Source organism: Flavobacterium sp. 22659 (assembly GCF_052044235.1).
GTDB classification, from domain to species: Bacteria; Bacteroidota; Bacteroidia; order Flavobacteriales; family Flavobacteriaceae; genus Flavobacterium; species Flavobacterium johnsoniae.
Window position 1 is genome coordinate 223,850 of the sequence record NZ_JBQEMU010000005.1, and the last position, 19,440, is coordinate 243,289.

General features: G+C 33.3%; 18 protein-coding genes. 3 read left to right on the forward strand and 15 right to left on the reverse strand.

Annotation, left to right across the window (positions count from 1 at the left end; all coding sequences use genetic code 11):
- Positions 1 to 150: 150 nt before the first annotated feature.
- From ACTJIW_RS07815 to clpB, 3 genes are all read right to left on the reverse strand, one after another.
- Positions 151 to 1,188, reverse strand: coding sequence for a hypothetical protein (locus tag ACTJIW_RS07815; protein ID WP_012025403.1), 1,038 nt, complete (start codon positions 1,186 to 1,188; stop codon positions 151 to 153).
- Between the two features lie 23 nt (positions 1,189 to 1,211).
- Positions 1,212 to 1,703, reverse strand: a complete 492-nt coding sequence (locus ACTJIW_RS07820; RefSeq protein ID WP_440715990.1) for a T9SS type A sorting domain-containing protein — start codon at positions 1,701 to 1,703, stop codon at positions 1,212 to 1,214.
- A 164-nt stretch (positions 1,704 to 1,867) separates the two neighbouring features.
- On the reverse strand, positions 1,868 to 4,471 hold the full coding sequence (clpB, locus tag ACTJIW_RS07825) for an ATP-dependent chaperone ClpB (RefSeq protein ID WP_149207678.1): 2,604 nt from the start codon (positions 4,469 to 4,471) through the stop codon (positions 1,868 to 1,870).
- A gap of 204 nt (positions 4,472 to 4,675) precedes the next feature.
- Between clpB and ytxJ the strand changes: the two genes are divergently transcribed.
- On the forward strand, positions 4,676 to 5,065 hold the full coding sequence (gene ytxJ, locus ACTJIW_RS07830) for a bacillithiol system redox-active protein YtxJ (RefSeq protein WP_440715991.1): 390 nt from the start codon (positions 4,676 to 4,678) through the stop codon (positions 5,063 to 5,065).
- Between the two features lie 19 nt (positions 5,066 to 5,084).
- Positions 5,085 to 5,627, forward strand: coding sequence for an HD domain-containing protein (locus ACTJIW_RS07835; protein ID WP_440715992.1), 543 nt, complete (start codon positions 5,085 to 5,087; stop codon positions 5,625 to 5,627).
- A gap of 105 nt (positions 5,628 to 5,732) precedes the next feature.
- On the opposite strand, the gene ACTJIW_RS07840 is transcribed toward ACTJIW_RS07835, so the two are convergent.
- The 12 genes from ACTJIW_RS07840 to ACTJIW_RS07895 all read right to left on the reverse strand — a co-directional run bounded on the left by ACTJIW_RS07840 (position 5,733) and on the right by ACTJIW_RS07895 (position 18,986).
- Entirely contained in the window at positions 5,733 to 6,902 is a 1,170-nt protein-coding gene (locus ACTJIW_RS07840) for a hypothetical protein (protein ID WP_440715993.1), read from the reverse strand.
- Positions 6,899 to 7,900 (reverse strand): DUF2157 domain-containing protein, encoded by a 1,002-nt coding sequence (locus tag ACTJIW_RS07845; RefSeq protein WP_440715994.1) that lies wholly within the window; start codon positions 7,898 to 7,900, stop codon positions 6,899 to 6,901. Before ACTJIW_RS07845 ends, ACTJIW_RS07840 begins: the two co-directional genes overlap by 4 nt.
- Before the next feature lie 138 nt (positions 7,901 to 8,038).
- On the reverse strand, positions 8,039 to 9,319 hold the full coding sequence (gene argH / locus ACTJIW_RS07850) for an argininosuccinate lyase (RefSeq protein ID WP_440715995.1): 1,281 nt from the start codon (positions 9,317 to 9,319) through the stop codon (positions 8,039 to 8,041).
- A gap of 51 nt (positions 9,320 to 9,370) precedes the next feature.
- Positions 9,371 to 10,441, reverse strand: coding sequence for a M20 family metallo-hydrolase (locus ACTJIW_RS07855; RefSeq protein WP_440715996.1), 1,071 nt, complete (start codon positions 10,439 to 10,441; stop codon positions 9,371 to 9,373).
- Between the two features lie 246 nt (positions 10,442 to 10,687).
- Positions 10,688 to 11,461 carry an acetylglutamate kinase gene (gene argB / locus ACTJIW_RS07860; protein ID WP_440715997.1) on the reverse strand — a complete coding sequence of 258 codons (774 nt, stop codon included), beginning with the start codon at positions 11,459 to 11,461 and terminating at the stop codon, positions 10,688 to 10,690.
- A 101-nt stretch (positions 11,462 to 11,562) separates the two neighbouring features.
- Complete coding sequence (locus tag ACTJIW_RS07865; RefSeq protein ID WP_073409546.1) at positions 11,563 to 12,510, reverse strand: N-acetylornithine carbamoyltransferase; 948 nt, start codon at positions 12,508 to 12,510, stop codon at positions 11,563 to 11,565.
- Between the two features lie 141 nt (positions 12,511 to 12,651).
- A complete protein-coding gene (proB, locus tag ACTJIW_RS07870; RefSeq protein WP_440715998.1) occupies positions 12,652 to 13,413 on the reverse strand; it encodes a glutamate 5-kinase in 762 nt (253 codons plus the stop codon).
- Between the two features lie 193 nt (positions 13,414 to 13,606).
- A complete protein-coding gene (locus tag ACTJIW_RS07875; protein ID WP_440715999.1) occupies positions 13,607 to 14,800 on the reverse strand; it encodes a glutamate-5-semialdehyde dehydrogenase in 1,194 nt (397 codons plus the stop codon).
- An 87-nt stretch (positions 14,801 to 14,887) separates the two neighbouring features.
- On the reverse strand, positions 14,888 to 16,027 hold the full coding sequence (locus tag ACTJIW_RS07880; RefSeq protein ID WP_121361576.1) for an aminotransferase class III-fold pyridoxal phosphate-dependent enzyme: 1,140 nt from the start codon (positions 16,025 to 16,027) through the stop codon (positions 14,888 to 14,890).
- A gap of 92 nt (positions 16,028 to 16,119) precedes the next feature.
- Complete coding sequence (gene argC / locus ACTJIW_RS07885; protein WP_440716000.1) at positions 16,120 to 17,097, reverse strand: N-acetyl-gamma-glutamyl-phosphate reductase; 978 nt, start codon at positions 17,095 to 17,097, stop codon at positions 16,120 to 16,122.
- Complete coding sequence (locus ACTJIW_RS07890; protein WP_073409232.1) at positions 17,090 to 18,283, reverse strand: argininosuccinate synthase; 1,194 nt, start codon at positions 18,281 to 18,283, stop codon at positions 17,090 to 17,092. Before ACTJIW_RS07890 ends, argC begins: the two co-directional genes overlap by 8 nt.
- A gap of 55 nt (positions 18,284 to 18,338) precedes the next feature.
- Complete coding sequence (locus ACTJIW_RS07895) at positions 18,339 to 18,986, reverse strand: GNAT family N-acetyltransferase (RefSeq protein ID WP_073409231.1); 648 nt, start codon at positions 18,984 to 18,986, stop codon at positions 18,339 to 18,341.
- A gap of 201 nt (positions 18,987 to 19,187) precedes the next feature.
- Here ACTJIW_RS07895 and ACTJIW_RS07900 point away from each other — a divergent pair, with 201 nt between their 5' ends.
- Complete coding sequence (locus ACTJIW_RS07900; RefSeq protein WP_159436632.1) at positions 19,188 to 19,355, forward strand: hypothetical protein; 168 nt, start codon at positions 19,188 to 19,190, stop codon at positions 19,353 to 19,355.
- Positions 19,356 to 19,440 lie beyond the last annotated feature (85 nt).

The window sequence follows — 19,440 nt, forward strand, 5'->3', positions numbered from 1 at the left end:
TAATTTGTTTTATGTTACTGTAAATTTGAGAATTAAACCAAAACTTTACTTATATGACTTTTAAAAAAAGTTTCATTATTCACGGTTATAAACAAAAAAACACCAGCATTTCTGCTGGTGTTTTAAATATATTTATTCTAAAACAAATCTTTAATCTGTTGCAACGCTGTTACCTCTGTTTATTAAAGTTGTCTTATCAATAAGACCTTGTCCTGTAGGCGGTGCAGGAGGGTTTTGATACTGCAGTTGAATATAAGTTCCTGAAGCTGGAGAAATATTTAATAATCTGCTTAAAATTAAATTAACCTGAGAGCTTGGAAGTGCATTTTCATCAAAATTAAGACTTGCTTCACCATTATGAACTTTAACCAATAAAGGCAAATCTATAGAACTTAAAAGAGGATTTCTTCGAAAATAGATGCTTTTTGATTTTGTTAATACAGGACAGGAAATTGATACTAATGATAAATTTCTAGAAACATAGGTATCGAATCCATGTACCGCCTTTAAAGCAGGAAATAACAATGCTGCTAATTTATCGTTATTTTCTATCTTCAACTCATTATATATTTCACTAAGATTATTAAAATTTATTGCAGCTAATTTTAAATTTTCCATTACAGATAAATTAACTACATTCTTTACAGCACTTAAATCCAGATTTGTAAGGTTTGTCGTCCCTAAAACATAAATATTTTCTGTATTTGGTCCTAACTCATTCTGTAATTGTGTAACAGCTTGTGCATCTGTAATATCACCTGTTAATACAATACTTGTTTTACCTTGTTTTTGAGCAGAGCCTGCATATAAAGCATAAGGTACACTTAAAAGCTGGCTTGTGCCGCTTATAGTAAAATTACTCCCTCCTGTTGGATCTATTTCGGTTTTAATAAAATGTGATCCTGCTCCCCAATTGATATTGGCAAAAGTTCCAGAAGCGGGTGTTCCGCCTCCAATTTCTATTGTTGCTAATCCATTAGTATTTGTGGTGGTAGTTTGTGTTTCAACATAAGAAGCCGTTCCTGTTGCTGAACCTAATAAAATACTGGTTTTTATATTCACTAATGTACTCGCTGCCAATGTTCCGTCTGCTTTACGAATAACAGATTGATAACTCATTTTCTGCGGAGCCTGTGCAAATAAAACTGTAAAAGAACTTAATAATAATGCTAGAGTAATTTTTTTCATATATTTTTCTACGGTTTAAAATGTTATTTTTTTATTATTTTAAAAGTTTTAATATTTTTTGCATTCTTATTTATGACCAAAAAATAAACCCCTTGATTTAGTCCCTGCATTGAAACTCTTGTTTCTGAAGTTGTTACTTTTAGATTCTGTGATACCATTTTTCCATTTATATCAAATACACCATAAGATAAATCATCTAGTGTATCGTCATTAACAACTAAACTAAGCACGTCAATAACCGGATTTGGATAAGCAGTCATTGTAAGCTTAATTTCGGCAAATTCATTATTGCCTAAGGTTGTTATTTCATATGGCTGTTGAACACCCTGAATAGCGTTTTGATCAGATCCTGATAAAACTGTATATGCTATTTGTCCAATAGAATAACTTGCCGTACCGCCAGCACCAGAAGCATTTCCTCCTGTAACTACTATGCTTTCCTGCGAATAACTATTTGTTATGCAGAAAATACAAGTAATTAAAAGCAATAAAAAAGTTTGTTGGTTTTCTTTCATATATAATTGATTTAACTGTTGATTAATTTGATTATTCAAATATATAATAATTCTTACATGAAAAAGATTTTACAAATAAGATAATAATCTGATAAACAAAAAACACCAGCATTTCTGCTGGTGTTTTTTTATCATGAAGACGCATCTTCTGTGCATCTCTTTAATTATTTAGCTTCTTCAGTCTGGTTTCTAAAAACCAAATTACCATCAAAAGCATCTAATAAGATAATACTATCTGTTGTAATATTCCCTGCCAGAATTTCTTTTGACAATTGATTTAAGACTTCTCTTTGAACTACACGTTTTACAGGTCTCGCTCCAAAATGAGGGTCGTAACCTTTATCTGCCAGATAAGCAATCGCTTCTGGAGTCGCATCCATTGTAATACCTTGCAGAGCCAGCATTTTAGTAACACTCTTTAACTGTAAACTTACAATTCTTGAAATATTTTCTACAGTAAGCGGTGTAAACATTACAATCTCATCGATACGGTTGATAAACTCAGGACGAACAGTTTGCTTTAATAATCCTAAAACTTCGTTTTTAGCGGCTTCAGTTGCTGCCTCAACGCTTCCTTTTAGGTTTTCAAATTTCTCCTGAATAATATTACTTCCCATATTTGAAGTCATAATAATAATCGTATTTCTAAAATCGGCAAGACGTCCTTTATTGTCTGTTAAACGTCCTTCGTCCAGAACCTGCAATAAAATATTGAAAGTATCCGGATGTGCTTTTTCGATCTCGTCTAAAAGTACAACAGAATAAGGTTTTCTACGAACAGCTTCTGTTAACTGACCTCCTTCATCATAACCTACATATCCTGGAGGCGCACCAACCAAACGGCTCACACTATGACGTTCCTGATATTCACTCATATCTATACGAGTCATCGCATTTTCGTCATCAAAAAGATATTCCGCTAAGGCTTTTGCCAGCTCCGTTTTACCAACTCCGGTTGTTCCTAAAAACAGGAATGAACCAACAGGTTTTTTCATATCCTGCAAACCGGCGCGGCTTCTGCGAACGGCATCACTCACAGCTTCAATCGCTTCTTCCTGACCAACTACACGTTTGTGCAATTCATCTTCAAGATGTAAAAGCTTTTCTCTTTCTGTCTGAAGCATTTTGGTTACTGGAATTCCAGTCCATTTTGCTACAACTTCGGCAATATCTTCTCTTGTAACTTCTTCTTTAATTAAAGAATTACCAGATTGAAATTCCAATAACTGCTTTTGCAAAGTTTCCTGACGTTCTTGTGCTTCTTTTATTTTACCATAACGAATTTCGGCTACTTTTCCGTAATCACCATCACGTTCTGCACGTTCTGCTTCGTATTTAAAGTCTTCTATTTCGTGTTTTACAGCCTGAATTCCGTCAACGATATCTTTTTCCTGTTTCCATTTTGCATAGATTTCGTTTCGCTCTTCTTTAAGGTTGGCCAATTCCATACCTAAAATTTTCAGCTTACTTTCTTCTTTTTCACGTTTAATCGCTTCGATTTCGATTTCAAGCTGCATGATTTTACGATCCAAAACATCTAATTCTTCAGGTTTTGAATTGATTTCCATACGCAGTTTAGAAGCCGCTTCGTCCATTAAGTCAATCGCCTTATCTGGTAAAAAACGATTGGTAATATATCTTTGTGAAAGTTCAACAGCTGCAATAATTGCTTCGTCTTTAATCTGAACTTTATGATGCGTTTCGTATTTCTCTTTGATACCACGTAAAATTGAAATAGCACTTTCAGTATCTGGTTCATCGATTAGTACTTTTTGAAAACGTCTTTCAAGCGCTTTATCTTTTTCAAAATACTTTTGATATTCATCTAAGGTTGTAGCACCAATTGCTCTTAATTCTCCACGTGCCAAAGCTGGTTTCAGGATATTAGCCGCATCCATTGCGCCTTCTCCTCCACCTGCACCTACAAGCGTGTGAATTTCATCAATAAACAATACGATATCACCTTCTGCGGCTGTAACTTCTTTTACAACCGATTTTAAACGTTCTTCAAATTCTCCTTTATATTTTGCTCCAGCAATCAAAGCTCCCATATCTAAAGAGAAAACGATTTTATCTTTCAGGTTTTCAGGAACATCTCCATCTACAATTCTATGTGCTAAACCTTCGGCAATAGCGGTTTTACCAACTCCGGGTTCACCAATAAGCATTGGGTTGTTTTTAGTTCGACGAGTTAAAATTTGTAATACACGACGAATTTCTTCATCACGGCCAATAACCGGATCTAATTTTCCTGTACGTGCTAATTCATTTAGATTTTTAGCGTATTTATTTAATGAATTATAGGTTTCTTCGGCAGAAGCAGAAGTTACTCTCTCTCCTTTACGAAGTTCTTCGATTGCTGCTTTCAGACCTTTTCCTGTAACTCCCTGATCTTTTAAAATTTGAGAAACTTTACTTTTTGAATCAAAAATAGCCAAGATTAAATGCTCGATCGAAACATATTCGTCGTTCATTTTTTGTGCAATAATTTCTGCTTCGTTCAAAGCTTTATTTGCATCTCTCGAAAGCATAACATCGCCTCCGGAAACTTTTGGAAAACTCTGAATTGTACTGTCTAAAATTTGTAAAAACAAAGGCACATTTACATTTAATTTCTTTAAAATGAATGGCGCAACGTTTTCATCAACTTCAAAAATAGCTTTGAAAATGTGTTCATTTTCAATTTGCTGCTGGCCGTTTCGTTGTGCTAATTGCTGAGACAACTGTATGGCTTCCTGCGATTTAATAGTAAACTTGTTTATATTCATATTTTTTCGATTTGATTGATTTTTTGTTTGAAATATTCGATTACATTAAAGTTACAATTTATTGAGATAGATTTTTGACTCAAATAATCTAACTTTGTACTCGAATAGACAAATTATATTCCATAGTAAAAATAAAGACAAAATGACATTAAAAACGTGATTTTTATCATTTTTAAATGTCAAAAAGTCATAAAACCGCCAAATATGAGTTTTTTAAATTCAATCTTCGGAAGTTCAGAGAACTCAGAAGCATCAAAAAGTAAAGTAAACTGGACAGAATTAACTGATATTCTTCAGTTAATGGAAATAGAAGCCATTTCTAATGAAAAACCGGTTGTTATTTTTAAACATAGTACAAGATGCAGTATCAGCCGTATGGCATTAAAACAATTTGAAAGAGAATTTGATCTGGAAGGTGTAGTTGATGCTTATTTTCTGGATTTAATTGCTCACAGAGACGTTTCAAACGAAATTGCCAGCAGATTTGGAGTTTATCATGAATCACCTCAGTTAATTTTAATTAAAAACGGAAAAGCTGTTTACAATGTTTCGCACAGTGATATTGATGCCGAGGCTTTGAAAAGTAAAGTTTAATAATTCTAAAATTAACTGAATGGATGTTCAAACAGCTTACCAAAAAACCATAATTTTTGCCACGATAAAGCATTTAGAAAATAATCAGACTATTACTGATTCTAATCTTCCGTATGTTATTCATTTGAGTAATGTGGCGATGGAAATCCTGATTGCATCGAATCATACTGATAATTTTGATTTAAACTTTGCGGTGCAGGTTGCATTATTACACGACACTTTAGAAGATACCAACACCACATTTGAGGAACTGGAACGTGAATTTGGATTGGAAATTGCCAAAGGCGTTTCTGCTCTTACAAAAAACAGCAATTTACCTAAAGAAGAAAAAATGCTGGATAGTTTAGACCGAATTTTAAAGCTGAGAAAAGAAGTCTGGGCAATAAAATTAGCGGACAGAATTACCAATTTACAAAAACCTCCTAAAACCTGGGACAATTTAAAAAGGAGAAATTATAAAGCTGAAGCAGCAATTATTCTGGAAAAATTAAAAGGCGGTAACACGTATTTAGAAAATCGTTTACAAACTAAAATAGAAGAATACGAAGCATATCTCGATTAAGATTCTTCATTAAAAAAACAAAAAACGCTGAATATAAATTCAGCGTTTTTTGTTATAAGTTTTCATTTTCAAATTCACAATCAACCATTCACAATTAATAATTAATTAAAAGCTTTCTCCAGATCCGCCTCCACTGAATCCTCCTCCTCCAAAATCCATTGGAGATTCGGTTTTAATTCCTGGTTTCATACCTAAAGTTGAAGCTACAATTAAAGTTTGAGCATTTAAAATAGCATTTGAATGATTGATTCGATCTGGTTTAAAGGTTAGTCCAGATTCCTTATTTTTTAATTTTTGGATTGAGAAAAAAGCAATTGCAAACATTACTAATCCGCCCAGAGTTAATGCAGCTTCAATTGGCAACACCGAATAATAAAAACGGATTGTAAAAATACTAAAAGCGATTGCAGCAAAACTAATCCAGAGCATAATTCTGTTTTTCGTTCTTAATGCCTGAACCAAATATACAATTGGAACAATAAATGTAAAAGCGTAAAAGAAATAAGCAAAAGGAATATCATGTCCTGGCTGCACATCAACTCCTAAAAGTTCTGATGAAAGCTCTCTTACAACTAAATAATTACAAGAAAGATAAAATAAAATCAAACAGAAATTATTAGCTAATAATAAGCCATTATAATAGTAAACTTCTTTTAGATTATTAATTTTTCGTTTAGTAAAAAAATAAAATACTCCCGAAGTCAGCATTGCCGCAAAAGGCAAAATTGTTTTTCCAATATTTCCAATTTCAAACATTCCGAAAAACAAAACGGCAGAACAAGCAAAACAGAACACAAGCATAGATAATAAATGCAGGTATCTTTTGTAAGTTAAAAAAGAAGCAATTGCTACAAAAATAGCAGGAGTTAGAACTGTTTCAAAATCTTCTGTAATTACAAAAACACCTCCTCCGACACTCAAAAGTGTTCCCAAAATAAAAGCATCGTCTAAGCCGTGTCTATAAAATTTTTGATTCGTTATAAGTTCTGCGCCGGCAATACCAACACCTGCAAAAAGAAAGCAGCAAATTTTAAAAAAAAATTCTTCACCAGACAATCCAATTACAGTTACTAAACTACAAATCGATGAATATAAAAATGATCCCAGCACAAAAAATCCTAAACGAACTAAAATGTTGTTTTGAATTTTAAAAGAAGGTAATTGATTTCTAATAATTTTCTTTTGATCTTTACTTATAAACCCTCCATTTTCAAGAGAATCAGCCTCTTCTGTCAAAAATAAATTATTCAGTAAATTTTTATCGTATTTTATCATTTTACTATTTCTTTATTGAATTTTTTAATCAACATTATAAACAATACTATTGAACCAATGAAATACATAGGTAATAACATGAAAAATAAAACCCATATGTCAGGAATATTATCAGCATGCTGCAAAATTTTATACAATAAAATATTAATACCAATATAAGCGTATAGAATCATGAAAACATAAAGCGAAATTGCTTTTAGCTCATGACTTACTTTATAAAAATAAAAAGATGATCCGGCTAAAATTAAAGAGAAAAGCAACCATGTTATTTCCTCACGAAGCATATTACTTATCGAAACAACACTTATAATATGTAAAGCAAACGTTAGATAAATTAACGCAAAATGTGTTTTTAATTTAATTTTAAAACTATAAACTGTCCATAATATTAATAAAATACCAAGAATTATCGCTGAATAACTTAAACTTTCATTGGCATAAAAATCATTATTACCATTAAAAATATCCTGCGGTGTTACCGAAAAACCAACATAAGCAGCCAAACCTGTAACTGCAATTGTCAAAACACTTTTGTTATCAAAATAATAAGCACAAACAAAGCTGACAATTGTAGGAACCAAAGTTGCCAAACCATAATGCGTTCCAAATGCTTTATATTGAACCTGAAGGTATCCTATAAAAATACAGGTTAAAACATTTGCTGTTAAAACTAAATATTCAAGAAACGGACTTTCTGATGTAGTTTCATCTTTTTGAAAACCTTTTGAATTTTTAAAACAATAATAAAAACATCCACACGTAACAGCAAACAAAATAGACAATAACGCTATGTGACCAATGCTGTCGATATTATCGTATATAAGAATTCCTATTCCGGAAGTAAACATTAAAACTGAAATAGAAAGCAGCAGTTTTAGTTCTACATTAAGAGAAAAAATATTCAGATTTCGATACTCTTTTATTTCCTGAAACTGACTTTCAGTAATTAGATTTTTCTCATAGAGTTCCTGAGATGCCTGATCTTCAAATTGTGTCATATTTTTAATATAAGTAATCAATTTTCAAATTTAACCAATTTAAGCCGAATTTTCTTAGTACAAAAAAGATATTTGAAGAAATAAAAAAACCGATTTGTATTGGTAACAAACCGGCTTCATTATTTAAATAATACAGCTTTAAAAAGCTGCTTTCATTTTATCCTTTATTGCGTCAAGACATAAATTATTTATACTGCCTTCGTGTGTGTGTTTTGTTGCTTTTGGAGATTTGTACGTTCCTGCTTCCAATTGTTCAGCAACTGCTTTGTAAGCATCTCTAAACGGCATTCCTTCTACAACCATTTCATTTAAAGTATCAACTGTAAACAAGTAGTCATATTTCTTATCCTCTAAAATATGATCTTTTACTGTAATATCTTTAATTGAGAAAATTGCAATATCCAAGCAAGCTTTCAGGTTTTGAATCGCTGGAAACAAACCTTCTTTTAAAAGCTGTAAATCTCTGTGATAACCGCTTGGAAGATTGTTTGTAATTAAAGTGATTTCGTATGGAAGTGCCTGAATCTTATTGCATTTTCCTCTGATTAATTCGAAAACGTCCGGATTCTTTTTATGAGGCATAATGCTTGAACCTGTTGTAAGATACGCCGGAAGACCTATAAAATCAAAGTTCTGGCTCATATATAAACAAACGTCCATTGCAAATTTTGACAATGTTCCTGCAACACTTGTCATAGCAAAAGCAACCGTTTTTTCTGCTTTTCCACGGCTCATTTGTGCGGCAACAGCATTGTATTTTAAAGTTTCAAAGCCTAGTTCTTTTGTTGTAAAGGTCCTGTTGATTGGAAACGAACTTCCATAACCTGCAGCCGAGCCTAACGGATTCTGGTCTACAATTTTTGAAGCAGCGTTCAACATTGTAACATCATCAATCAAGCTTTCTGCATAAGCAGAAAACCACATTCCAAAAGACGATGGCATTGCGATTTGCAAATGTGTATATCCTGGCAATAAAACATTTTGATGTTTTTCTGCCGATTCCATCAACAAATCAAACAAAGTTTTTACCTGTTCTTTTATTACTTTTAATTCATCTTTTAAATACAAATGAACATCTACTAAAACCTGATCGTTACGAGAACGTGCGGTGTGGATTTTCTTTCCGGCATCGCCTAGTTTTACGGTTAGAAGATATTCTATTTTAGAATGTACATCTTCAAAACTGTCTTCGATTTCAAAATTTCCAACTACAATATCTGCAATTATTTCATTTAAGACATCAACTAAAGAAGTTGTTTCTTCTTCAGTTAACAAACCTATCTGACCCAGCATTTTGGCGTGTGCGATTGAACCTAAAGCATCGTATTTTGCGAGAACCAAATCCAATTCACGATCGTTTCCTACTGTAAATTGCTCGATTTGTTTATCTGTTGGTATTCCTTTTTCCCAAAGTTTCATAGGTACTATTTTTTAGAAACCCGACAGGTTTTAAAAACCTGTCGGGTTTAATTATAATTTAAAGAAATCAGTTAGTATTTTAATATACAAGTCGACTCCTTCTACAATTTCATTTACAAAAATAAATTCGTCTGCTGAATGCGAACGCAACGTTTCTCCTGGACCTAATTTCAAAGACTGACAGCTTAAAACGGATTGGTCAGAAAGCGTTGGCGAACCATACGTTGTTCTTCCTAATGCGATTCCAGCCTGAACTAAACCGTGCGAAACTGGAATAGACGATGCATTTAAATGCATTGATCTAGGAGTTACTTCGGCATTTACATTTGCTTTTACTACTTCTAGAATTTCAGCATTGGTATATTGGTCTGTTACACGAATATCTACAACCAAATCACATTCTGATGGCACAACATTATGCTGTTTTCCTGCATTAATTTGCGTTACGGTCATTTTTACAGGACCTAAAACATCTGAGATTTTGTCGAATTTATAGTTTTTAAACCATTCCATTACCGGAATTGATTTATATAATGCATTATCGTCGTTTTGATGCGCAGCGTGGCTCGCAGTTCCTTTTACTTTTACGTCTAAAACCAATAAACCTTTTTCGGCAACTGCTAATTGCATTAATGTTGGTTCTCCAACAATAGCGCAATCTAATTCTGGTAAGCTTTTTAAAACGCTATTTAAACCATTTTTTCCACTGCTTTCTTCTTCAGCAGAAGCCACAATTACAATATTGTGAGAAAGGTTTTGATTTTCGTAAAAATGTACAAATGTTGCTAATAACGAAACCAGGCATCCGCCTGCATCATTACTTCCTAATCCGAATAATTTCCCGTCTTTTTCGATTGCTTTAAACGGATCGTTTGTATACGCCTGATTTGGTCGTACAGTATCGTGATGTGAGTTTAATAAAAGTGTTGGTTTGTTTTCGTCGAAATATTTGTTGAAAGCCCACACATTGTTGTTTTCTCTCTTGAATGGAATTTCATTTTGATTGAACCAATTTTCGATTAAAAGAGCCGTCTGATCTTCTTCACTTGAAAATGAAGGGGTTTCGATAAGGCTTTTTAATAAACTAATTGCTTCCTGGGTAAGCGTATCTATATTTTTCATTTTAATAAGGTTCAAAGGCTCAAAGGGACAAAGCAACAAAGTTTTTGAGCTTTCCTTTGACCATTTTTACTTGCGCAAATTTATTTAAAATACCTCGTGCGCTCTATTTTTTTGCCACTAATTACACGGATTTTCAAACATTATTTTTTTGTCACAGATTTAAAATCAAAATAAACTTTTTAGTCTCTGTTTAAAATTATTTTCTCTTTTAACAGACAAAATTAGTGTCAATTTGTGGCAACATTTTTATAATGTAATCGTCGTATGCAGAACATCTGGATTTTTAAGCATTTTATGATGCCCAATTTTGATTTTCTGCACGCCTCTTGATAAACTATTAAAGCAGTTATCCAATTTTGGAATCATTCCAGAATGGATTACTTTTTCTTCTTTCAGCTTATTGTATAATGCTTCGTTGATTTCAGTAATTACAGATAAATCGTCTTCTGAATCCTGTAAAACACCTTGTTTTTCAAAACAATATGTCAATGTAACGTCAAAAACTTCCGATAATGCAATTGATAATTCGCTTGCAATGGTATCAGCATTGGTGTTTAACAATTGTCCGTTTTTGTCGTGTGTAATCGCACAGAAAACAGGAACAACTCCAGCTTCTAACAAAGTTGCCAGTAATTTGGTGTTGACTTGCTTTACATCGCCAACAAAACCATAATCAATTGTTGGGTGATTCCTTTTTGTTGACTGAATTAAATTTCCGTCAGCACCAGAAAAACCAATTGCATTATTGTCTTTTGCCTGTAATTGAGCAACAATATGTTTGTTGATTTGTCCGGCGTAAATCATGACCACAACATCAAGCATTGGAGCATCTGTAACTCGGCGTCCGTCAATCATCTGCGGAACTAATCCAATACTCTGCGCCATTTTTGTAGCTGATTTTCCGCCGCCATGAACTAAAACTTTATATCCTTCAATTTTAGAAAAATCAGTTAAGAATTGATCTAATTCTGCTGGATTATCAATGATGTTTCCACCTATTTTTATTACTGATACATTCATTATCTTTAAGGTTCAGAGGTACAGAGGTACAGAGGTACAAAGGTTTTTCTCAAGATCTTAAACCTCTGCACCTTTGCAACTTTGAACCTTTGCACCTTAAATTAAATTTTCTTAAGAATCTTTTGTAAAACTAATTGTGCTGAATACGTTCTATTGTTCGCTTGTTCGATTACGATTGAGTTTTCTCCATCTAAAACTTCGTCGCTTACAATTACGTTACGACGAACCGGAAGACAGTGCATGAATTTTCCGTTGTTGGTTAAAGCCATTTTCTCTGCCGTAACAGTCCAATTTGGATCGCTGTTAGTTACTTTTCCGTAATCGTTGAAATTACTCCAGTTTTTTACGTAAACGAAATCGGCATTTTCAAAAGCTTTGTTTTGATCGTATTCAATTTTGCAGTCTTTTGTAATTTCTGGACTTAATTCATAACCTTCTGGATGTGTAATTACAAAATCCATGTCTTTTTGCATCTGCATCATTTCTACAAATGAATTTGCAACTGCCTGTGGCAAAGCTTTTGGATGCGGTGCCCAAGAAAGAACCACTTTTGGTTTGTGTTTGGTTTTGTATTCTTCCATAGTAATGGCATCTGCTAAAGACTGCAATGGGTGACGAACTGCACTTTCCATATTAACAATTGGCACTGTAGCATACTTTAAGAAACCTGAAATTACAGTTTCCTGATAATCTTTTTCTTTGTCAACCAAACCAGCAAAAGCACGGATAGCGATAATATCACAGTATTGAGAAACTACTTCTGCAGCTTCTTTAATATGTTCTGAAGCACCAGAATTCATAACCGCTCCGTCTTCAAATTCTAAAGTCCAGCCTTCATTGGTGAAATTCATCACCATAACGTTCATTCCTAAGTTTAAAGCCGCTTTTTGTGTACTCAAACGCGTTCTTAAACTCGGATTGAAGAATAACATTCCTAAGGTTTTGTTTTTACCTAGTTTTTTATTTTTAAGCGGATCTTTTTTGATTTTGATCGCGCTTTTAACCCATTTTGATAATGAGTCGATATCTTTTATTGAGATGTAGTTCATTGTTTTTTTGTTTAATCGGTTAATCGTTGATTTGTTTAATCGTTTTACTGCTTAAACAAATCTAACTTTTATCCATTTTTGTTTTTTTAATGTTCTTTTTTAATCGATTAACCGAATTAACGATTAAACAATTAAACCTTTTTACACAATCTTGGTAAAAGGAATTTCATCTTTTAATGCCCGCAGAATAAAATTATCATTTAATCCGTTTACGATCCAGGTTTCAATATTTGCTGCTTTCGCAATTCCTGCTGCTTCTATTTTAGACTGCATTCCTCCTGTTCCGTGTGATGATTTTGATTCGCCGATTTCTTTTTCGAGCGTTTTTAAATCATTTACCAATTTTATCGTCTCCGGATTTTCATCGTGAATTGAATTCTTTGTATAAATTCCATTTGTATTAGTGGCAATTATCAAAATATCAACATTTAGCAGCACTGCTGTTAAAGCCGCTAATTTATCATTATCTCCAAACCGAATCTCATCTGTGGCAACGGTATCATTTTCATTGATAATCGGAATATAATTGTTTTTAACTAATACATTAATTGTATTTACAATGTTCTTTTTAGTCTGTTCTTTTTCAAAATCAGAATAAGAAAGCAAACACTGAGAAGTATTTAATCCTAAATCCTTAAAATTTTCATTGTAAATCCGCATTAAATGAGGCTGTCCAATTGAAGCCAAAGCCTGTTTTACAAAAACATCTTTATCCTGATTATCAAGTTTCACAAACTGCTTTGCTGCTGCAATTGCTCCTGAACTTACTATGATAAATTCATATTCGTCATTTAAAGCTGCAATCTGTATTCCGAGGTCTTCAATCTTTCCCCGCGAAATATGATTGGTTTCTTTGGTTAAAGTATTACTTCCTATTTTTAATAAAATCCGTTTCTTACCCATTGTTGTTGTTTTGCTGCGATTTTTTTTACCGCAAAGTGCGCAAGTTTTTTTTGATATTACTTGTGTTTATAAACGCCAAGTTCGCAAAGCTAAATCTTTAAATAAATATCAATTTTTTAAATTCCAAATTCCAATAATCTGAAATCTAAAATCGTTAATCATCAATCTAAAATCTGAACTCTAAAATCTAAAATTATCTAATCTGTCCTTCTCCGTAAACGTACCATTTATTGGTCACGAGATGTTGAAGACCGATTGGACCTCGTTGATGCAATTTATCAGTACTTATTGCTAATTCTCCGCCAAGACCAAATTGTCCGCCGTCTGTAAAACGGGTTGAAGCATTTTGGTAAACTGCTGCAGCGTCTATTGATTCCATAAACTGCTGTGCTGCTTCATTATCTCTCGTAATAATTGCTGCAGAATGTCCTCCGCAGTATTTATTAATCATATCAATAGCATGATCCTGAGAATCGATGGTTCCTATTACGATTTTATAATCCAGAAATTCTTCGTACCAAATGTCTTCGTTTATGATAGTTTTGGTATTTTCGAAATTCTCTAACGATTTATCTACAATAACTTCTACTTTTGATTCGATTAAAGCTTCAATTAACATTGCTGCGAAACCTTCAAAATTTGGAAGTTTAGAACTTATCAAAACTTTATCTAAAGCATTGCAAGCCGAAATTTTAGCAGTTTTAGCATTCAAAATTACTTTTAAAGCTAAATCAGTATCTGCATCTTCATGAACGTAAACGAAATTATTCCCTCGTCCGCTTACTATTACTGGGCAAGTCGCGTGTGCTTTTACAAATTCAATAAGTTTTTCTCCGCCTCTTGGAACTATTAAATCGACTTTTTGAGTTGGTTTTTCTAAAAAAGCCTGAGTTTCAGTTCGGTTGTAATTCAGATACTCTACCCAGTCTTTTGAAACTCCATTTTCTTCTAAAGCTTTGTGCCAAAGACTTACGATTTTTAAGTTTGATTTTAAAGATTCTTTTCCTCCTTTTAATAAGATCTTATTTCCGGATTTAAAGGCAATTCCTCCCGCTTCTATGGTAACATCCGGACGAGATTCGTAAATAATTAAAATCGTTCCAAAAGCAGCAGTTTTATTGACCACTTTTATTCCATTATCATGAGTAAAATGAAAACGCTCAACGCCAACAGGATCTTCCTGAGAAGCTAGTTGGTTTAATGATAAAATCATCTCGTCGACTTTTTTATCATCTACTTTTAAGCGTTCTTCCATCGCTAAATCTGAGCCGTCATAATCGGCAAGATCTTCCTGATTAGTTAGGATTATCTCATTCCGCTCCTGCTCGACCAGCTTTGCCATAGTCCGCAAAACCACATTGCGTATTTCAATTGATAATGGTTTCATTTTATTTTGGTTTAATTGGTTAATCGTTAATTCGTTTAATCGATTAACCAATTAAACGATTAAACGAATTAACAGTTATCGGCAAACTTAGTTTTTAAGTTCTTCTAAACTTTCTTTTAAAGCTTTTACAAACGTATCGATATCTGCTTTTTTGACAGTTAGAGGCGGTAAAATTCTTAATAGATTTTTATTGTTGGCACTTCCTGTAAAAATGTGTTTTTCGATGATTAATTTCTTTCTTAAAGCTGCAACATCAAAATCAAACTCTACTCCAAGCATTAATCCTTTTCCTTTTACTTGTTTGATTCCTTCTACTTCTTTGATTTTCTCTAAGAAATATTCATAAACTTCGTTTACATTTTTTTGTAAATCCAGTTTTTCAATTACATCCAAAACTGCAATTCCTGCTGCACAAGATAAATGGCTTCCGCCGAAAGTTGTGCCTAACAATCCGAAACTTGCTTCAAATTTTGGAGAAATCAAAATCGCTCCAACTGGGAAACCATTCCCCATTCCTTTCGCAACTGAAATAATATCAGCGTTGATTCCGTGATGCTGGAAAGCGAAGAATTTTCCACTTCTTCCGTATCCTGACTGCACTTCATCTAAAATTAAAACAACATCATGTTTTTTACATGCTTTTTCTAAAGCCTGGAAAAACTCAGTTGTTCCTTGATCTAAACCTCCAACTCCTTGAATCCCTTCGATAATTACAGCCGTAACATCTCCTTTAGCCAATTCAGCTTCAACTAATTCGATTTGGTTTAAAGGCAAAAAGGTTACTTCCTGCTGTGCATTTATTGGCGCAACAATTTTTTTGTTATCAGTAACCGCAACCGCTGCAGAAGTTCTTCCGTGGAAAGAATTATCAAAAGCCACAACTCTTGATTTTCCATTGTGGAAAGAAGCTAATTTTAGAGCATTCTCGTTGGCTTCGGCACCCGAACTGCATAAAAACAATTCGTAATCTTCTAAACCAGAAAGCTTTCCTAACTTCTGAGCCAATTCCACCTGTAAAGGATTTTGAATTGCATTCGAATAAAAACCTAAATGGTCTAATTGATTCTTTAGTTTTGCTACATAATCCGGTTGTGTGTGTCCGATAGAAATCACACCATGTCCGCTGTATAAATCTAAATATTCTACTCCTTTGTCATCAATAATTGTACAATCTACTGCTTTTACTGGAGTTATGTCGTATAATGGGTAAACGTTGAATAAGTTCATTTTTTCTTTTTAGTTGTTGGTTGATTGTTGTTGGTTGATGGTCTTATGTGATGTTTCCATAAACTATAAACCAACAACCATCAACTTTTATATTAAAATCCGCTTGGTTTCAAATGTAAACCTGTGGTTTCTTCTAAACCGAACATTAAATTCATGTTTTGAATCGCTTGTCCTGAAGCACCTTTGGTTAAGTTATCGATAATTGATGTTATGAGAACCCGGTTTCCTTTTTTCAATAAACTAATAATACATTTATTCGTTTGCACCACTTGTTTCATGTTGATGTTTGTTGTGGTAACGGTTACAAAAGGCTCATTTTTGTAAAACTCTTCGTATTTCGCTACTAATTGTTCCAAACTATCATCGCACAATGTATATAAGGTTGCAAAAATTCCTCTTGGAAAATCTCCTCTGTTTGGAATAAAAAGCAATTCGCTGTCAAAATCATCCTGCAACTGAACTAAACTTTCTCCGATTTCACCTAAATGCTGATGTTCAAAAGCTTTGTAATGCGACATATTGTTGTTTCTCCAACTGAAATGAGAAGTTTCTGAAAGACTTACTCCTGCTCCTGTACTTCCGGTTGTAGCATTAATATGAACATCATTATTCAACAAATTGTGTTTTGCTAAAGGTAATAAAGCCAACTGAATAGCAGTTGCAAAACAGCCTGGATTGGCGATATAATTTGTCTTTTTGATTTCCGCTTTATTGATCTCTGGCAATCCGTAAACGAAATCTTTTCCTTCGAAATGAGCGTCTTTATTCAATCTGAAATCATTTCCTAAATCGATGATTTTAGTATGGCTTGCAAACTGATTTTCTTTCAAAAATGAAATCGATTTTCCGTGACCTAAACACAAGAAAACAACATTCACATTTGGATTAATTTCATCTGTAAAATTCATTTCGATATCACCCATCAAATCGTGGTGCGCTACAGAAAGCGGTTTTCCAGCATTTGTTGTACTGTAAACAAAATCGATGTTTACTTTTGGGTGATACATTAAAATTCTGATGAGTTCTCCGGCTGTGTAGCCCGAACCACCAATAATTCCGACATTAATCATGATCTAATTTGTTTACAGATGAGAATATGTTTTGTGCATTTCCTAAAATCTTGATAAATCCTTTTGCATCGTCAGATGTCCAGGCATTGTTCATTTCCCCGTATTGACCAAAACCTGTGTTCATTAAATCGTTTTCAGATTCGATTCCGTCAAGTGAGAAATGGTATGGTTTTAATGAAACTGTCACCGTTCCGTTTACTGTTTTTTGAGTGTCTTGCAAGAAAGTTTCAATGTTTCTCATCACTGGATCTAAAAACTGACCTTCGTGGAATAACATTCCGTACCAGTTTCCTAATTGTTCTTTCCAATATTGCTGCCATTTTCCAAGAGTGTGTTTCTCCAATAAATGGTGCGCTTTGATGATAATTAACGGAGCTGCTGCTTCAAAACCAACTCTTCCTTTAATTCCAATAATCGTATCTCCAACGTGAATATCTCTACCAATCGCATAAGCACTTGCCAATTTTTCAAGAGCCACAATATTATTTGAAGGTTTATCAGTTTTTCCGTTTAAACCAACTAACTCTCCTTGCTCAAAATGAAGTGTCACTTTCTCTTCACCTTCTTTTTGCAATTGAGAAGGATATGCTTCACTTGGCAATGGCTGACTAGAAGTTAAAGTTTCTTTTCCTCCAACGCTTGTTCCCCAAAGTCCTTTATTGATAGAATATTGTGCTTTTTCCCAAGAGTAGTGAACTCCGTTTTGAGCCAAATAATCAACTTCTTCTTGTCTTGATAATTTTAAATCTCTAATTGGAGTAATAATTTCGATTTCTGGAGCAATGGTCTGGAAAATCAAATCAAAACGAATTTGGTCGTTTCCAGCACCTGTACTTCCGTGAGCGATTGCAGTCGCTCCAACTTTTTTTGCATATTTTATAGCTTCAATTGCTTGAAAAACACGCTCTGCACTTACTGATAATGGGTATGTATTATTTTTTAATACATTTCCAAAAATCAGGTATTTTATAGCTTTATCGTAATATTTGTCTAAAATTGTTAAGTTGGCATGCTGCGCACTTCCTAACTCATATGCTCTTTTTTCAATAGCTGTTAATTCTTCAGCAGAAAATCCTCCTGTGTCTACAAGAACAGTGTGAACTTCGTATCCTTTTTCATTTTTTAAATATTTCAAACAATACGAGGTATCTAATCCTCCGCTATAAGCTAATACTACTTTTTTCATTTTTTATAATTTAGGCTAATACTTTCGTATATAGCAGTTTGAGATTTCTTTTTGATTAAATTTTGAATAAAAAAATAAATGACAATATTTTGTTTAAGAATAAAGCCTGTTTGATTTTTTTAAGTCTGCTTAAAACAGCCTCATTAAAAGGGTGTCTCGGCGGTGTTTTTTGTTTTTCTTTTGGGTCGTATAACATTCCGGTGCAAAGACACATTTTGTTTTCTTTGCTCTGTAAAATTGGGAAGTTAGTACAGGTTTTACAGCCTGCCCAGAAACTTGGATCGGTTGTTAATTCTGAGAACGGAACTGGTTTATAGCCTAAATCAGAGTTAATTTTCATTACTGCCAAACCGGTTGTAATTCCAAATATTTTAGCATCTGGATATCGCTGCAAAGAATAATCAAATACTTTTGATTTTATCTTTTTTGCCAATCCTAAACTTCTATAGTCAGGGTGTACAATTAAGCCGGAATGTGCCACGAACTTTCCGTGTTCCCAGCTTTCGATGTAACAAAAACCTGCAAATTTTCCATCAGCCAGAGCAATCATCGCATCACCATTCGACATTTTTTTCTGAATGTACTCAGGAGTTCTTTTAGCAATCCCCGTACCTCTTAACAAGGCAGATGATTCTATCGTATCGCAGATTTCTTGTGCGAATTTGAAGTGTTCTTCCTGGGTAACAACAATAGAGATCTTCATTTCAATAATTGAAGTTAGAGTTAAAAATTAAAGCATGTTGTTTAGTTTGAAATCCAGAATTGAATCCAATAAAATTAAGCAAAACAAAAGTAACACTCTCTAAATCAAAAACTTGACTAAGAAAATTTACAAAATAATAAATACTTTTAGGATATGTTTGTCCAATGGACAAATTATGTGATTTCAAAATGAAAAATGGATATGAATAAATATACGGCTATAAAACTCAGTGAACACTATAGAGATAGTGTCCGTACTTCGGGAGAAGTAATCGGTGAGTTTGTCCGTGACAAAGAAGTTATATGTAAACTTATTTTATTCATCGGTGCAAAAGTACATCTTTTTTTTATTTACAAAACAAAAAATTAAAATTCTAACATTTTTTTAATGAAAAGTTATTTTTAGAGATACTAAGATTCTAAGTCACTAAGGTTCTGAGGTTTTCTTTTTTTTC